The sequence below is a fragment of the Actinotalea ferrariae CF5-4 genome (assembly GCF_000603945.1).
GTDB lineage: Bacteria > Actinomycetota > Actinomycetes > Actinomycetales > Cellulomonadaceae > Actinotalea > Actinotalea ferrariae.
Genome location: NZ_AXCW01000014.1, coordinates 1 through 13,333 on the forward strand (window position 1 = coordinate 1; position 13,333 = coordinate 13,333).

At 71.5% G+C, this 13,333-nt stretch carries 16 protein-coding genes; 9 read left to right on the forward strand and 7 right to left on the reverse strand.

The window, feature by feature from the left end; translation table 11 throughout:
• The first annotated feature begins 374 nt into the window (after nt 1-374).
• Entirely contained in the window at nt 375-878 is a 504-nt protein-coding gene (locus tag N866_RS02370) for a flagellar basal body-associated FliL family protein (RefSeq protein WP_034222101.1), read from the forward strand.
• Between the two features lie 21 nt (nt 879-899).
• On the opposite strand, the gene N866_RS02375 is transcribed toward N866_RS02370, so the two are convergent.
• The gene (locus tag N866_RS02375) at nt 900-2,240 is read right to left on the reverse strand and encodes a M23 family metallopeptidase (RefSeq protein WP_034222104.1); all 1,341 of its coding nucleotides are present in this window, start codon (nt 2,238-2,240) and stop codon (nt 900-902) included.
• A 399-nt stretch (nt 2,241-2,639) separates the two neighbouring features.
• Here N866_RS02375 and N866_RS02380 point away from each other — a divergent pair, with 399 nt between their 5' ends.
• Nucleotides 2,640-3,176 (forward strand): copper resistance CopC family protein, encoded by a 537-nt coding sequence (locus tag N866_RS02380; protein ID WP_216699360.1) that lies wholly within the window; start codon nt 2,640-2,642, stop codon nt 3,174-3,176.
• Between the two features lie 86 nt (nt 3,177-3,262).
• Nucleotides 3,263-5,281, forward strand: a complete 2,019-nt coding sequence (locus N866_RS02385; protein ID WP_245612336.1) for a bifunctional copper resistance protein CopD/cytochrome c oxidase assembly protein — start codon at nt 3,263-3,265, stop codon at nt 5,279-5,281.
• A 4-nt stretch (nt 5,282-5,285) separates the two neighbouring features.
• Here N866_RS02385 and N866_RS02390 read toward each other — a convergent pair whose 3' ends face one another.
• Both N866_RS02390 and N866_RS02395 read right to left on the reverse strand, forming a co-directional pair.
• Nucleotides 5,286-6,200, reverse strand: coding sequence for a cation diffusion facilitator family transporter (locus N866_RS02390; RefSeq protein WP_034222106.1), 915 nt, complete (start codon nt 6,198-6,200; stop codon nt 5,286-5,288).
• On the reverse strand, nt 6,200-6,577 hold the full coding sequence (locus N866_RS02395) for an ArsR/SmtB family transcription factor (protein ID WP_034222108.1): 378 nt from the start codon (nt 6,575-6,577) through the stop codon (nt 6,200-6,202). Before N866_RS02395 ends, N866_RS02390 begins: the two co-directional genes overlap by 1 nt.
• Nucleotides 6,578-6,712: 135 nt before the next feature.
• Here N866_RS02395 and N866_RS02400 point away from each other — a divergent pair, with 135 nt between their 5' ends.
• Complete coding sequence (locus N866_RS02400; RefSeq protein WP_034222110.1) at nt 6,713-7,705, forward strand: cytochrome c oxidase assembly protein; 993 nt, start codon at nt 6,713-6,715, stop codon at nt 7,703-7,705.
• Between the two features lie 460 nt (nt 7,706-8,165).
• Here the strand turns inward: N866_RS02400 and N866_RS02405 are convergent, their stop codons facing one another.
• Together N866_RS02405 and N866_RS22325 are read right to left on the reverse strand one after the other, a co-directional pair.
• On the reverse strand, nt 8,166-8,381 hold the full coding sequence (locus tag N866_RS02405; RefSeq protein WP_034222112.1) for a carbon-nitrogen hydrolase family protein: 216 nt from the start codon (nt 8,379-8,381) through the stop codon (nt 8,166-8,168).
• 96 nt (nt 8,382-8,477) lie between these two features.
• A complete protein-coding gene (locus tag N866_RS22325; protein WP_052022279.1) occupies nt 8,478-8,723 on the reverse strand; it encodes a sortase domain-containing protein in 246 nt (81 codons plus the stop codon).
• A gap of 51 nt (nt 8,724-8,774) precedes the next feature.
• On the opposite strand from N866_RS22325, the gene N866_RS22330 reads away from it, so the two are divergent.
• Together N866_RS22330 and N866_RS02420 are read left to right on the forward strand one after the other, a co-directional pair.
• Entirely contained in the window at nt 8,775-9,146 is a 372-nt protein-coding gene (locus tag N866_RS22330) for a hypothetical protein (RefSeq protein WP_052022280.1), read from the forward strand.
• A 64-nt stretch (nt 9,147-9,210) separates the two neighbouring features.
• On the forward strand, nt 9,211-9,789 hold the full coding sequence (locus N866_RS02420) for a DUF2637 domain-containing protein (RefSeq protein WP_052022281.1): 579 nt from the start codon (nt 9,211-9,213) through the stop codon (nt 9,787-9,789).
• A 3-nt stretch (nt 9,790-9,792) separates the two neighbouring features.
• On the opposite strand, the gene N866_RS02425 is transcribed toward N866_RS02420, so the two are convergent.
• Nucleotides 9,793-10,695 carry a hypothetical protein gene (locus N866_RS02425; RefSeq protein ID WP_034222116.1) on the reverse strand — a complete coding sequence of 301 codons (903 nt, stop codon included), beginning with the start codon at nt 10,693-10,695 and terminating at the stop codon, nt 9,793-9,795.
• A gap of 62 nt (nt 10,696-10,757) precedes the next feature.
• Here N866_RS02425 and N866_RS02430 point away from each other — a divergent pair, with 62 nt between their 5' ends.
• The 3 genes from N866_RS02430 to N866_RS02440 are packed head-to-tail and all read left to right on the forward strand — an operon-like array spanning nt 10,758 to nt 12,553.
• The gene (locus N866_RS02430) at nt 10,758-11,528 is read left to right on the forward strand and encodes a metal-dependent hydrolase (RefSeq protein ID WP_052022282.1); all 771 of its coding nucleotides are present in this window, start codon (nt 10,758-10,760) and stop codon (nt 11,526-11,528) included.
• Nucleotides 11,525-12,109, forward strand: a complete 585-nt coding sequence (locus tag N866_RS02435; protein ID WP_052022283.1) for an NADAR family protein — start codon at nt 11,525-11,527, stop codon at nt 12,107-12,109. Before N866_RS02430 ends, N866_RS02435 begins: the two co-directional genes overlap by 4 nt.
• A complete protein-coding gene (locus tag N866_RS02440; RefSeq protein WP_034222118.1) occupies nt 12,110-12,553 on the forward strand; it encodes a TIR domain-containing protein in 444 nt (147 codons plus the stop codon). It begins immediately after the preceding gene.
• Here the strand turns inward: N866_RS02440 and N866_RS02445 are convergent.
• Nucleotides 12,504-13,295, reverse strand: a complete 792-nt coding sequence (locus N866_RS02445) for a COG1361 family protein (RefSeq protein ID WP_034222121.1) — start codon at nt 13,293-13,295, stop codon at nt 12,504-12,506. The two genes, N866_RS02440 and N866_RS02445, sit on opposite strands and share 50 nt — an antisense overlap.
• Nucleotides 13,296-13,333 lie beyond the last annotated feature (38 nt).

A 13,333-nucleotide genomic window follows, 5' to 3' on the forward strand; every position in this document is an offset into this window, starting at 1 on the left:
CCTCAGACCGGTGGATCAGGGCTGAATGGCAGACTCCCGAATCATCCGATGAGGCACGTGCAGGAGGGGAAGATGACTGAGCCCGGCAAGCGACCCTCCGGCTCGGATTGGTGCTGCCGCTGGTCGCATTCGGGCTGGTCATCGCGGGTTACGTGGTCTCCCTCGCCATCGAGCTGACCTAGCCCACCCGGGGCGCCCGCCACGGCGAGGCCCCGGCCGACGATCCCGCCACCTCTCGCGGTCCGCCCACCGGTCGAACGGGGACGGATGGCATCTCGCCTGTTGCTCATGCTCCTTCCGTGCGGTGACCGGCCGATCTCTTCGGTGGCTCACGGTGCTCCGTGGGGCCGTCCAACGAGAGATGTGGCCACGATGTGACTGAGCAGCGCGTTATCGCCAACAAGCCGAAGATCGGCGCCCAGAGCAGCGCCGCGCCAGCCAAGCCGTCGGACGCGGAGGCCCCGCGGACGCGGCGCAGCATGAAGATGGTCGTCATCCTGGCGGTTCTCGCCCTCCTCGGCGCGGCGGCCGGCTACTGGTTCCTCATGGGTCCAGGGGCAGGCGCTGAGGAGCGCGTAGTGCAGGAAGCGCCGGAGGCTGGTGTGGTGCAGCAGCTCGAGCCGATCAGCCTCAACCTGGCCGGCGGCCGGTACCTCCTGATCGGCATGGGTCTGCAGCTCACGGCAGAGGTCGAGGAGGAAGTCGACCCATCGATCGCGCTGGACCGCACGATCGCCCTGTTCTCGGGGCGGACCATCGAGGAGGTCAGCAGCGCGGACGGGCGCGCGGCGCTGAAGGCGGAGCTCGCTGCTGTGCTGGCGGAGGACTACCACGGCGAGGTGATGGGCGTGTTCTTCACAACCTTCGTGACGCAGTAGCCGAGGGCCGCTTGTCGTGCGCTAGTTGAGCATCGGCTCTGGATCGGTCGTGGCGCCGTTGAGGTAGGTCTCCAAGTGCAGGTGGCAGGCGCCGGACAGGCCGGTGTTGCCGGCGTAGCCGATCAGCTGGCCCTGCTGGACCGTCTGTCCGCCGCTGACGGCGAAGCTGGTCATGTGGTTGTAGCTCGTCATGAGGGACGAGCCGTTCCAGTAACCATGGTTGATCATCACCTGGTTGCCGAACCCGCCGCGCGACTCCGCCCACTGGACGGTGCCCGACGCGGCCGCGTACAGCGGTGTGCCGCAGTAGGCGCGCAGGTCCAGGCCGGCGTGCAGGCGCCAGTACTGCAGCACGGGGTGCAAACGCATGCCGTACTTGGACGTGCGGACCCACGGGGTGAACGACGTGGGGTTGGTGAAAGGCCGACGACCGGCCACCGATGGCGCCGCCGAAGGCGCAGCACTGCCCTGCTCACGCTGGCTGGCGGCTGCTGCCGCCTGCTGCTGTCGGCGGGTCTCCTCCTGAGCCTGGATGATCGCCACCAGCTCGTCCTCCAGCGTGGCCTGCTCGGCTTCGAGCTCGGCCTGCCGGGCCTGCTGCGCCGCCTTCTGGCTCTCGATCGCTGCCGTCTTCTGCGCTTGCTCGCCGCGCATCTGCTCCAGCGAGACCTTCTTCGCCTCGGCGTCCGCCCGAGCCGCCTCAGCGGCGACCACGTTGGCGTCCGCCTCCGCTTTGAGCGTGGTGACCTCCTCGCGTACGGCGGTCAGCCGGACCTCACGGTTCCGGTTGACGCCGTTGAGCTGCTCCAGATCGCGCAATGCCTGTGTCTGGGTGCGCAGGGCGATGTCCGCCAGGGCTGACTGCCGCACGAAGTCGTCGGTGCTCTCCGCATCGAGGACGGCGGACAGAGCCGACTCGGCCATGTCCCCCTTGTACGCGTCGCGCGCCATCTGCCCGACGGCCGCGCGGATGTCCTCGGCGCGGTCGGTGTCGGCATCGACCTGCGCGGTGATGTTCTCCTCCTGCGCCTGTGCGGCCTCGAGCCGTTGGGCGATGAGGTCGGCCTCCAGCTGGAGCCGTGCGAGCTCTGCCTCGGCGGCGACCAGCTCCGCCTCGGCGACCGGGATCGCCGCGTCCAGGGCCTGGAGCTCGGCGTAGGCCTGCACCAGTGCGGCGTCGGTGTGGGCGAGTTCCTCCTCCAGCGTGGACATCGCCTCGTCCACGGCTTCTTGGCGCGACTCGTTCTCGCTGCGGCGGTCGTCGTACTCATCGGCCTGAGCCGGAGCCAGCGGGGCGAGGGCCATGAGCATCGAACCGACGGCCAGCGCGCCGAGTCCCGCACGAACTCGAGTCACCTTCATGTGAGTACTTTCACCGCTCATTGCCGGTCGCCGCGTGAGGGCGAGCGGCGCGGCGGCCGATCGGAATGGGCTGGCGTCCGATGTGTGCCGCTTCGCGCCGGTGGTGTCAGGCCGGTCGTGGGTTCACGTCGCATGAACCGGGGCCAGCGTCGACTCGCGATCGGGCGCGCAGCCGGGCGTCAGGCAGGATGGCCAGAGCCCGTACCGAGGACTTCGAGCGCCGGACGGGCACGAGCAGACGACGAAAGAGGGTCCGATCCCATGGTTGTGTCAGCCGACCTGCAAGTGTTGCCACACGCCCGCGCGGGGGCGTGCCTTGCCCGTGCCGGCGCAGTCCTGGTTGCCTCGCTGCTGCTCCTGGGCTGGACCCCGGGCCAGGCGGTGGCCCACGACGCCCTGGTGAGCACTGAGCCCGGTGACGGGACGACGGTCGAGGAACCTGACGCGGTGGTGCTGACGTTCTCCGCTGACCAGCTCGCCGTGGGTGCCGTCGTCGCGGTGATCGGGCCTGACGGGCAGGAGTGGGGCGAGGGTGCCACGACGGTGTCCGGCGTCACCGTGACCCAGCCGCTGCGCGAAGGTCTCCCGTCCGGGGAGTACCAGGTGACCTGGCGTTCCGTGTCCGGTGACGGACATCCTGTCGACGGGACCTTCCGCTTCACCGCCGAGGCGGCGCCTGAAAGCCTGAGCGCACCGGAGCCGTCACCGAGCGCGCCGGCGATGTCGCCTCCGCCGGAGCCCGTGGCGGCGCCGGAGCAGCCCGGCTCGGGCGCCGGGGAGGCGGGACCGGACCGGGGTGAGCCGGAGGACAGGGACGGCAGCGGCGGTGGTGCGCCGGCGGCTGTGGGGCTTGCCATCGCCGCCGTGATCGTGGCGGTTGGTGGAGCGGTCTTACTGCGGCGGCGCAGTGGCGGTGAGCGGAGCACTGAGCCGTGAGCAGGGTGCTTCCACCTCGAGCCGGGGCAGCGCCCGACGCGGACCCGAGAGAGGCACGCGCTGGGCGCCGTCGCCTCGGCGTGATCGTGGGTGCCGTGGTGGCGGTGGTCGTGGTGCTGGCCAGTGGCGGGTGGTCTGGTGCGTGGCAGGCGACCGTGCTGGCCGACCCCGGTGCACTGGTCCGCTGGTCCTCGCCGGTCGTCACCGTGCTGTCTCAGCTCGCAGCTGCGGTGACTGTAGGGGCGTTGTTCCTGGTGGTGGCGATCCTTCCCAGCGGATCTTCCCGGGAAGCCGTGGGGGCGAAGGCGTGGCCTGCCGCGGGGGTGGTGGCCGGGGCGGCCGCCGGCATGTGGACGGTGCTGAGCGTCGTGGACGCGGTGCTGACGTACGCCAGGATCACCGGGACGTCGCCGCAGGCCGAAGGGTTCGGCAGCCAGCTCGCGCTGTACGTGGGGTCGGTCTCCGGTGGGCGCACCCTGCTGGGCGTCACCGTGCTGGCGGCGATCACCACGGTCCTCGCGCTGCTGGTCACAGGACCACGAAGCGCCGTTGTCGCGGCCGTGCCTGCGTTGACAGCGTTCGCGCTGTGGTCCCAGACGGGGCACGCGTCGGGCGACGTGAACCATGAGCTCGCCGTGGGCGCGATGTTCTTGCACCTGGTCGGTGCCGCGCTGTGGATTGGGGGGCTCGCGGCGATCACGCTCGTGGCTCGTCATCTCGGCAGCGCCCTAGGCACCACCGTCGCGCGCTGGTCGCCGGTAGCGGCGTGGTCACTGGCCGCAGTCGTGGTCTCAGGGCTGGTCAACGTAGTCCTGCGCACCGACGGGCCCCAGGATCTGACGACGCCCTACGGAACGCTGGTCGTCGCCAAGGTGCTGCTCACCGCGGGCCTGGCGCTCCTCGGCCTGGTGCATCGTCGGGCCGTGATACCCCGACTCGAGCCGACAGCGTCGGGTCGAGCACCCGCGCTGTTCTGGCGCCTCGTGGCCGTCGAGCTCGCGGTCATGGGCGCCGTGTCCGGTGTCGCGGTCGGGCTCGGCAGCACCGAACCACCCGGCGCGGTGACGGCCAGCGGTGACCTCACCCCGGCCGAGGTCATCACCGGTCACCCGCTGCCGCCGCCGCCGACCGTCGAGCTGTGGCTGACGTCCTTCCGGTGGGACCTGATCATCGCGGCCGGCTGCGCCAGCGCCCTGGTCGTCTACCTGCGGTGGGTGCGCCGCCTGCGTGCTCGCGGGGACCGATGGCCGTTGACCCGGACGGCGTGTGCCGTCACGGGGCTCGTGCTGCTGGGATGGGTGACCTCCGGCGGCCCGGCGGTGTACGGGCACGTGCTGTTCAGCGCGCACATGGTCCAGCACATGGTCCTGGTCATGGTCGTGCCGATCTTCCTTGCCCTGTCGGCGCCGGTGACGCTCGCCGCACGTGCTCTGCCGGTGCGGCACGACGCCTCCTGGGGGCCGCGGGAGTGGCTGCTGCGACTCGTCCACTCGCCCTGGGCGCGGTTCTGGTCGCACCCGGTCGTGGCTGCGGGGAACTTCGCCGGGTCGATGGTGATCTTCTACTACACGCCGGCGTTCGAGTACGCCCTTCGCTGGCAGATCGGAACCGTGCTGATGGTGGCGCACTTCACCGTCGCCGGTTACCTGTTCGTCAACGCTCTGGTCGGCATCGACCCGGGCCCACGGCGGCCCGCGTTCCCGATCCGCCTCCTGCTGCTCTTCGCGACCATGGTGTTCCACGCGTTCTTCGGTGTCGCCTTGGTCATGCAGGAGACCCTCCTTGTACCTGACTGGTTTGGGATGCTGGGTCGGCCGTGGGGGCCGTCCGCGCTGGACGACCAGCGGGCCGGTGGCGCGATCGCGTGGGGCATCAGCGAGGTGCCGATGCTCGCCCTGGCGATCGGTATCGCCCTTGCGTGGACCAAGGACGACGAGCGCACCGCGAAGCGTCTGGACCGCGCCGCGGACCGCAGCGGCGACGCCGACCTGGCCGCCTACAACGCGATGCTCACACGCCTGGCCGGACGCACCGACGCCCCCGCCCCAGGGCGCACCGAGCAACCAGAGCCTTCCAAGCGCTCGGCGGGGGCGCCGGACGGCTGAGCGGCTACCAGGTCAGGTCCGAGCACTCGTGCTGCTGCTGGGCCGTTTCGACCTGGAGCGTGGCGTGGGAGATGCCGAAGCGATCGCGGAGGACGTCCCGGGCACCGGCCAGGACCGCGGCGTGATCGGCGCCGCTGCTCGCGACGAGGTGAGCGGTGGCGACGTTCATCCCGGAGGTCAGCACCCACAGGTGAAGGTCGTGGACGGCGCTCACGCCGGGCACGGCGCCCAGCTCTCGGCTGACGGCCTCCGGGTCGATGCCGACGGGGGCGTGCTGGCCCAGTACCGCGAGGACCTGCCGTCCCAGTGTGATGGCACGCACGATGACGAAGACGGCGATCGCCAGGGCCACCACCAGGTCCCAGACCGGTCGCCCGGTGGTGATGATCAGAACACCGGCGACCATGACGCCGACGGAACCGGCAGCATCGGCCACCACCTCGAAGTAGGCGCCCCGGACGTTGAGGCTGTCCTTGGACCCGCTGCGCAGCAGCACCATGGAGACGACGTTGATCACCAGGCCGGCGAGGCCGACCACGAGCATCACACCGGAGGGCAGGGACGGGTCCTCGCCGATCCGACTGATCGCCTCGACCACCACGTACACCCCGACGCCGAGCATGATCAGCACGGTGAGGCCGGAGGCGAACACTTCCGCGCGGTACGAGCCGTAGGTTCGCCGCCCCGTGGGGTCGGGGCGGGTGGCGATCCGGGTGGCGAGCAGGGCCGCCCCGAGGGCCACGACGTCGGCGGCCATGTGCCCGGCGTCGGAGATCAGCGCGAGCGAGCCGGAGACCAGCCCCGCCGTCAGCTCGACCGCGAAGAAGGTCGCGGTCAGGAGGAACGCCCCGGCCAGGCGGCGTCGGTAACGCCCACCAGCGTGCTCAGCGACGGGACCGTGACCGTGCCCGGCGCCCATCAGCGGCTCCCCTCGTGTCCGGTGTGCTCCCGGCACACGTCCAGCAGCATCCGCACGTGGGCGTCGGCCAACCGGTAGTACACCCGGCGGCCCTCACGCCGGTTGTCCACCACCCCCGAGGCGCGCAGCAGACGCATCGTCTGGGACACCGACGCCTCGGGGACCTGGACCGCCGCGGAGATGTCGCACACGCACAGCTCACCGGCCTCCAGCAGCGCGTAGAGGATCTTGGTGCGCCGTACGTCACCGAGCAGCCGGAACAGCCCGGCCAGCGTCCCCGCTTCGACGTCGTCCGGGACGCTGGCGCGCACCAGCGCCACGCGCTGGGACTGCGGATCACCACCGACGCAGCCGTCCAGCGGCAGGACCCGACCCATGGTCATCTCCTCATCTGCGTGGATCTTCAGATAACGTCACCCTAGCGCTGTGGTCGCCCTGGCCTTCCTGACTGCACGATGGCCTACAGGCCGGTGTGTCTGTCCGACGGAGCGCACAGACCGGAGGAGGAGCGGGTGCAGGACGACCCGGGCGTGACCGGGCCGGTGTGGCTGCCGACCGCACCGCCGTCCCTGGAGACGATGCTGGCCCCGACGCTGCAACCGGTGCCGGTCCTTCCGGTGCTGGCCGCGGTGCTGCTGGCGCTGTACCTGGCGGGCGCGGGCCGGCTGTGGCTGCGAGGGCGGCGCTGGTCGATCGGCGCGACCATCTCGTTCACGGTGGGCTGTGTGGTGCTGGCGGTCGTGACGGGCGCGGGCATCGAGGGGTACGGGCTGCGGCTGTTCTCGGCGTTCATGTTCCAGCAGCTGACGTTGATGATGCTCGTCCCGCCGCTGCTGGTGCTGGGGCGCCCCGGCACGTTGCTGCTGCGCGCCACACCGCACCGGGGGGTGGGCCGGCTGGTGCTGGTCACGGCGCGGCGGGCCCTGCGCAGCCCGGTCAGTCGGGTCCTCGTGCACCCGGCGGTGATGGTGCCGTTGTTCTTGCTGGCGTTCTACGGGTTGTACCTGGCCGAGCTCGCCGACCCGTTGCTGCGGACGTGGACCGGGCACCTGGCCCTGGAGGTGGGGTTCCTGGTGGCCGGGCTGCTGTTCACGGTGCCGGTGCTGTCCACCGACCCGTTGCCGATCCGGCAGACGCATCATGGGCGGGCACTGGACCTGGTGCTGGAGATGCCCCTGCACGCGTTCTTCGGGGTGATCGTGATGATGGCCACCGCGCCGATGGTCCCCTTGTTCGCTGCGCCGCCGGTCGGCTGGGAGATCGATGCCCTGCGGGACCAGCAGCTGGCCGGCGGGCTGGCCTGGTCCTACGGGGAGGCGCCGGGACTGCTGATGCTCCTGCTGATCGCCAGCAGGTGGCAGCGCAGCGACACCCAGCGGTCCAGGGCGCGGGACCGGCAGATCGACCGCGACGGCGGCGCCGACGCCGAGCTCGAGGAGTACAACGCCTACCTCGCGCGCTTGAACGGTACGCGGCCCTCCGGGGCGCCACCGGGGCAACCGTGATGGTCGAGCTTCCGGGGGCCGCGGCCTGGGAAGTTATCGACACCGTGGTGGTGGTCTTCTCGACGATGTCCTGGCCGAGCCGGACCCCGGTGTAGGCCGCGACGGCCATCAGCACGAGGAGCCCGACGATCAGGCGCCACTCCAGCCACGGGGGCCACACGCGGGTGACCCACTCCCGGCCCGGCACCCTCAGGGCCCGCACGCGCAGCGTCAGGGCCTGGTCGCCCGGCACGCGGAGCCGCCGCGGGAAGGGACGCCGGCTGCGGTCGCGGCCGCGTCGTCGGCTGCCTGCCAGCGCACCGCTGACGATGGCCGCCGCCGCCAGGAGGTACACGGCGGTCTGCGGCGTGGCGCCCAGTCGCGCCACCGGGGTGAGCGCGGCGCGCAGCGGCAGTGAGGCGAGGAGCTCCTGGTCGGTGAACAGACCGGTCCCGTGCGACGACCGTACCGTCCGGCCTGATCATGGCGCTGACGCCCACGGTGGAGACCTGGACGTCGACCTGCCGTGCTCCACCGCGCGGAAGCGGGACATCGCCAGCTGCTGGGTCGACTCCGGGGTGCGCCCGAACGAGGCGTTGTTGGTCGGGATGACGATCACCTCTGCCCCGTCGAGGACTCCCTCGCGGATGAGGTCCGCGTAGGCGACCTCGAAGCAGATCCCGGTGGCGAGACGCACGTCACGTCCGAGCGCGTCGATCCGCGGCCAGGGCGAGCGCGGTCAGCCAACGTGCCCAAGCCGGGCCGGGCAGCGTCCGCCACAGGTACGCGTACATCAGGCACCTCCGAGAATCTCAGCGGGAGTGCCCTCGCTGACCGGCATCCAGTAGTCGAGCTCTCCGTGCACGATGAACCGCTGCTTCAGCGAGAACTCCGGGTGGCACGTGGTGAAAGTGATCATGGCGCGAGTAGGTGTGGCGCCCGGCTCGCCGGGGACAGGAGCGACCACCTCGACAGCGGTCGGATCGACGATCCGCGTGTCTGTCACGCGGTAGACGTACCAGGTGGTCTCCGTCTGCACGACGAGGGGGTCACCGACCTGGAGCTCCTCGACCCGGTTGAACGGTTTGCCGTGGGGATGCTGGACCTCGCATCGGTGGTCCTCGGGTTGCCGATGCTGTGGGCGTTCTCGGTGATGACCTGGTGGCAGACCGCAGAGGTGCGGCACACGTGGCGGTCGAAGGTCGCCGCGTACGCGGCCGAGCACGGTGAACCGCACCAGGCGCCGCAACGACCCGTGTCACGTCCGTCGCTGGCGAGGTACCTGCAGGCGCTGACCCTGGCGGTCATCCTCTGCCCGCTCGTCGCGGCCGCCGGTGCGCTGTCCGGTCGCGGCCTGCTCGCTGCGGCGTTGACGTCGTGCGCGGTCAGGGCGGCGAGGGAGTTGCGCGCGAACCTCGTGGGGATGCGGGATCAGGCCGCGAAGCAGGTCCCGGCGCCCTGAGGCGGACGGGTGGTCGTGCCGCACATAGGTACCGCGACCCCACCCCGCCTCAGGAGGACCCGTCATGCCCACCGCACCTCGCCGCAACGTCCCTGCCGTGTCCCGACGGGTGGTGGTCGCGTCGCTGGTCGGGACCGTCGTGCTCGCCGTCGGCGCGTTCGTCCTGTCGTTCGCGTCCCTGACCGACCTGGCGGTCATGGCGGGGATCAACGCGACGCTCGCGTGGATCTGGCCGCTGATCGTCGACGGCCTGATCGTCGTCGCGACGATGTCGATCGTGGCCCTCGCGGCGCACGGCCGGCGCGCCCTGTGGTACCCGTGGGCGCTGCTCGCCGGCGGGGCGTTGGTGTCCGTGGCGGCGAACGCCCTGCACGCGATCCTCGCGGCGGACGGGGTGGTGCCGGCCGTGGTGTCGGCGTTGGTCGCCTCCGTGCCGCCGGTCGTGCTGCTGGCGGTGACGCACCTGTCGGTGGAGCTGGTCCAGCGATCCGCGGAACCGGTGCCGACCTCCAAGGGTCGCCGCACCCGGGCGGCCACCGCACCGGAGCAGTCCGGAGCCCTGGACCGAGTCACCGCGCAGCGGACCGCGATCCCAGGCACGGTCGCGCCTGCCGACGGGGAGCCGCTGCCGGCGGCCGCGTGAACCTCACCTGGCGGTGACGTCCTCCAGCCAGGTGCGAAGCGCTGGCCCGGGGCACGCTCGCACCCACGTAGCCAGGTGCCTCAACCTCATGTCGACCTCCCCATCGGGGTGGCGCTCCTCGAAGTCCCGGAGCATGTCCGCCGCGGCGTCCAGGACCCCGTCACGGGTCGCGTCCTTGCGGCCCCCAACACCGGCGACGGTCAGCACCCAGTCGTCTGCGCCCCGCTGCTCCAGCCTCACTGGCGGCATCTCCCCCGGGTACTGCTGCCAGGTGCGTCCGGCACCGGGCCAGAGGACCCCGTGCGCGTCGGCTTGGGCGGTCAACCAGGCGGCGACCCGTGCGAGCTGGGCGTCGGTCAGCGGGGGCAGCGCATCCTCGTCACCGTCGTAGTCGCCCTTGTTGATGTCGGAGACGTGCTCGGCGAGCCACAGGCAGGTCCGCTCGGTGCTGGATGCCATCCGGTCCGGGAACGGGCCGAGCGGCTCGGTGAGCATGCCGTGCAGCTGCTGGACGGCGCCGGGGTCCGCTTGCCCGTCGGTGACGGCGGCGGCCGCGGCCCAGTACGCGAGGTCCCACGGGTGCCGGGCGTCCTCCTTCGCCTGCTGCTGGGTGCTGTTCCGGCACGCGGCGACCAGGGTCCGGAGGGCGTCACGCACTTCACCGTCCAGGTGACCTTCGACCTCCCGGGCCGCTTCCCGGAAGTCGCGGGTGCGGGGTCCACCGGCGCCCATGAACCACGAGCTGGTCAACGCGATCCGCTCCCCCGCGGACAGGTGCGCGACCCGTTGGATGACCTCCAGGGCTCGGGTCCCACCGGGCGCCGCCTCGAGCGTGTCCAGCGCAGCGCGCTGCGCGGCGAGGTCCGGTGCGACGTCCGCGCCGGCCGGTGACGTGGTCTCGGTCATGGTTCGGAGCGTAGACGTGACCTGCGCGAACGGGCAGGGCTGCCGCACATCAGGTGAGCATGATGGGAGCCCACCACGCGATCTCCGGTGCCGCCGCCTGGGTGGCGATCACCTCCACCGCCCCGTACACCCTCGGGTTGGATCCGCTGCCGGCGTCGTCGGTCGTCGTGGGGTCCCTGGTGACCGCCGGCGCGGCGCTGCTGCCGGACGTGGACCATCACAACGGGACGATCGCTCACTCCGGCGGCCTGGTCACACGGGCTGCGGCCGCGGTCACCCAGACGGCGTCCGGCGGGCACCGTCACGGCATGCACTCGATCCTCGCGGTCGTGGGCTTCACCCTCGGGGCTGTCGCGCTGGGCCGGTGGGAGGCGCAGGTGCCGGTGTTCGGGACGATCCCGGCCGGGTCGGCGCTGCTGCTGCTGGCGTTGGTCGCGTTCGCCACGAAGGCGTTGCGCATCTCGCGCGGTGGGATCGTCAAGCTGTGGACGGGTGCGGCGGTGGTCGTCGCCGGGGTCCTGTGGTTCGCGCCGGATCAGCTGGCGTGGCTGCCGCTGTCGGTGATGGTCGGCGTGATCGTGCACCTGCTGGGCGACATGCTCACCAAGGGTGGGGTGCCGCTGCTGTGGCCGTGGATCCCGAAGCCCTCGAAGGCGTGGTCGGCGACTCCGTTCCTGTCGCGGCTGTGGATGAAGAACGGGTACATGGCCGTGCCCGTGCTGGGTCGGACCGGCTCGAAGCGGGAGTGGGTGCTGTGCGTGGGTCTGACCGCGTACACCGGCTACGCCTTGCTGGCCACGACCGGTCTGCTGGTCGTCGGCCCTGTCGCATGACCGTCCTGTCCGGCGCTGCGGGCGCGCGAGTGATGTCCGAGGCGTACGCCGACCCGACGATGCTGATCGACCGGTTCGAGGGTCCTCACGGGTGGCTGTCGAACTTCCACCAGCACCCGCTGGTCCTCGGTGGTGTGCGGTTCGGGTCCGTGGAGCACCTGTTCAACGCGTCGAAGTCCCTGGACCGTGACGAGCGTGAGCACGTGCGGGCTGCGCCGACACCGGCGGAGGCCAAGCGCCGCGGACGTCGAGTGACGCTGCGGCCTCGGTGGGACGAGCAGGTGCGGTTCGACGTCATGCGCATGGCGTTGCGCGCGAAGTTCGAGGACCCTGACCTGCGCGGCCTCCTCCTGGGTACCGGTGACGCCCTGCTCATCGAGGGAACCGGTGACGCCAAGCGCGCCTGGCACGACCAGGTGTGGGGGCAGTGCAGCTGTGACGAGCACCGTGCGTGGCCGGGTCGCAACGAGCTCGGCCGCGCCCTGATGGGCGTGCGCGCGGACCTGGCGGGGCACCCGGCGGACCGGTGGACCCGCGTGATGGTCACCGGTCACCGACCGCAGCACCTGGATCCTGAGTAGGTGACCTGGGCTCGCGCCGAGCTGGACCGGCTCGCGGTGAAGGTCCGCGACGAGCACCACGCGCAGGTCGCGATCACCGGTGCCGCGCTCGGGGCGGACACGTGGTGGGCGCGGTCCGCGCGCCGCGCCGGGCTGCGCCTGTGGGCGTACGTCCCGTGCCTGACGCAGGCGGCCCGGTGGCGTCCGGAGGACCAGGACACGTGGCGGAAGATGCTCGGCGCCGCCGAACGCACGCTGGTGCTGGCTGCGGACTACGACGTGCGGCTCCTGCACGCCCGCAACGGGTTCATGGTCCGTGACGCGGACCTGGTGATCGCGGTGTGGGACCCCACGAAGACCACCGGTGGGACGGCCTCAGCGGTGAAGGTGGCGCGCGCCGCCGGCAAGACCGTCGTCATCGTCGACGTCGCAGCCAGGCGAACACGGATCGAACGCCAGCGGTGAGCCCACGCAGCGGGGGCGGCTCCCGGCCCAGGAGGGCTTCGATCTCGGCCTGACGGGGGTGCATCCCTACGTTGAGCTGGTCGAGGGCGGTGAGGTTCATCCCGCCGAGCTCCGCGCGCATGCGGTCGCTGTCGTTCTGCGCCCACACACCGAGCCGGCCGCGCACGGTCCACGTCCGTAGCCGCTTGTCGATCGAGCGGAGCGCTACCGCGACGTCGTGCACGGTGCGGCGCTGCGTCGCGCGCAGCCCGTAGAACGCGCCCATGTCGAGCACGTACGTGAGCGCCGGCTGCCGCTTCCCGCGCGCGTCACGGCAGCTGACGGTCACGCGGTACCGCTCGGGCAGACCTTCCGTTCGGCGCGCCGTCAAGGCGTCGAACAAGGTCCGGATCTCCCCGCCGGGGGCAAGGCTCGGGATGCCTTCGGCCAGGAACGCCAGGTCGCTGATGCGACGGCCGGCGGCGTCCTGGTCGATGGAGCTGACCAGCGGCGGGTCGAACGCCAGTCTGACGTCCGTACCGACGGTGGGGCCGAGGTTCCGCACGACGAGGTCCACCCCGTGGAAGGCACCCTCGCTGAGCTGCAGCTCGACGTGGATGGCCGGCCGGGCTTGGTCTCTGCGGACACGGCGGGCGATCTCGGTCTGCACGACGGCGACGATCAGCGCGACCAGTGCGACGAAGAAGGTCCCGACGGCGGCCGCCGCGGTCCACTCCTCGGGAGTCCAGTCCGGGGCGTTCACGTCGACGACCGTAGCGGTGCGCGCGGCCGGTGACCTGC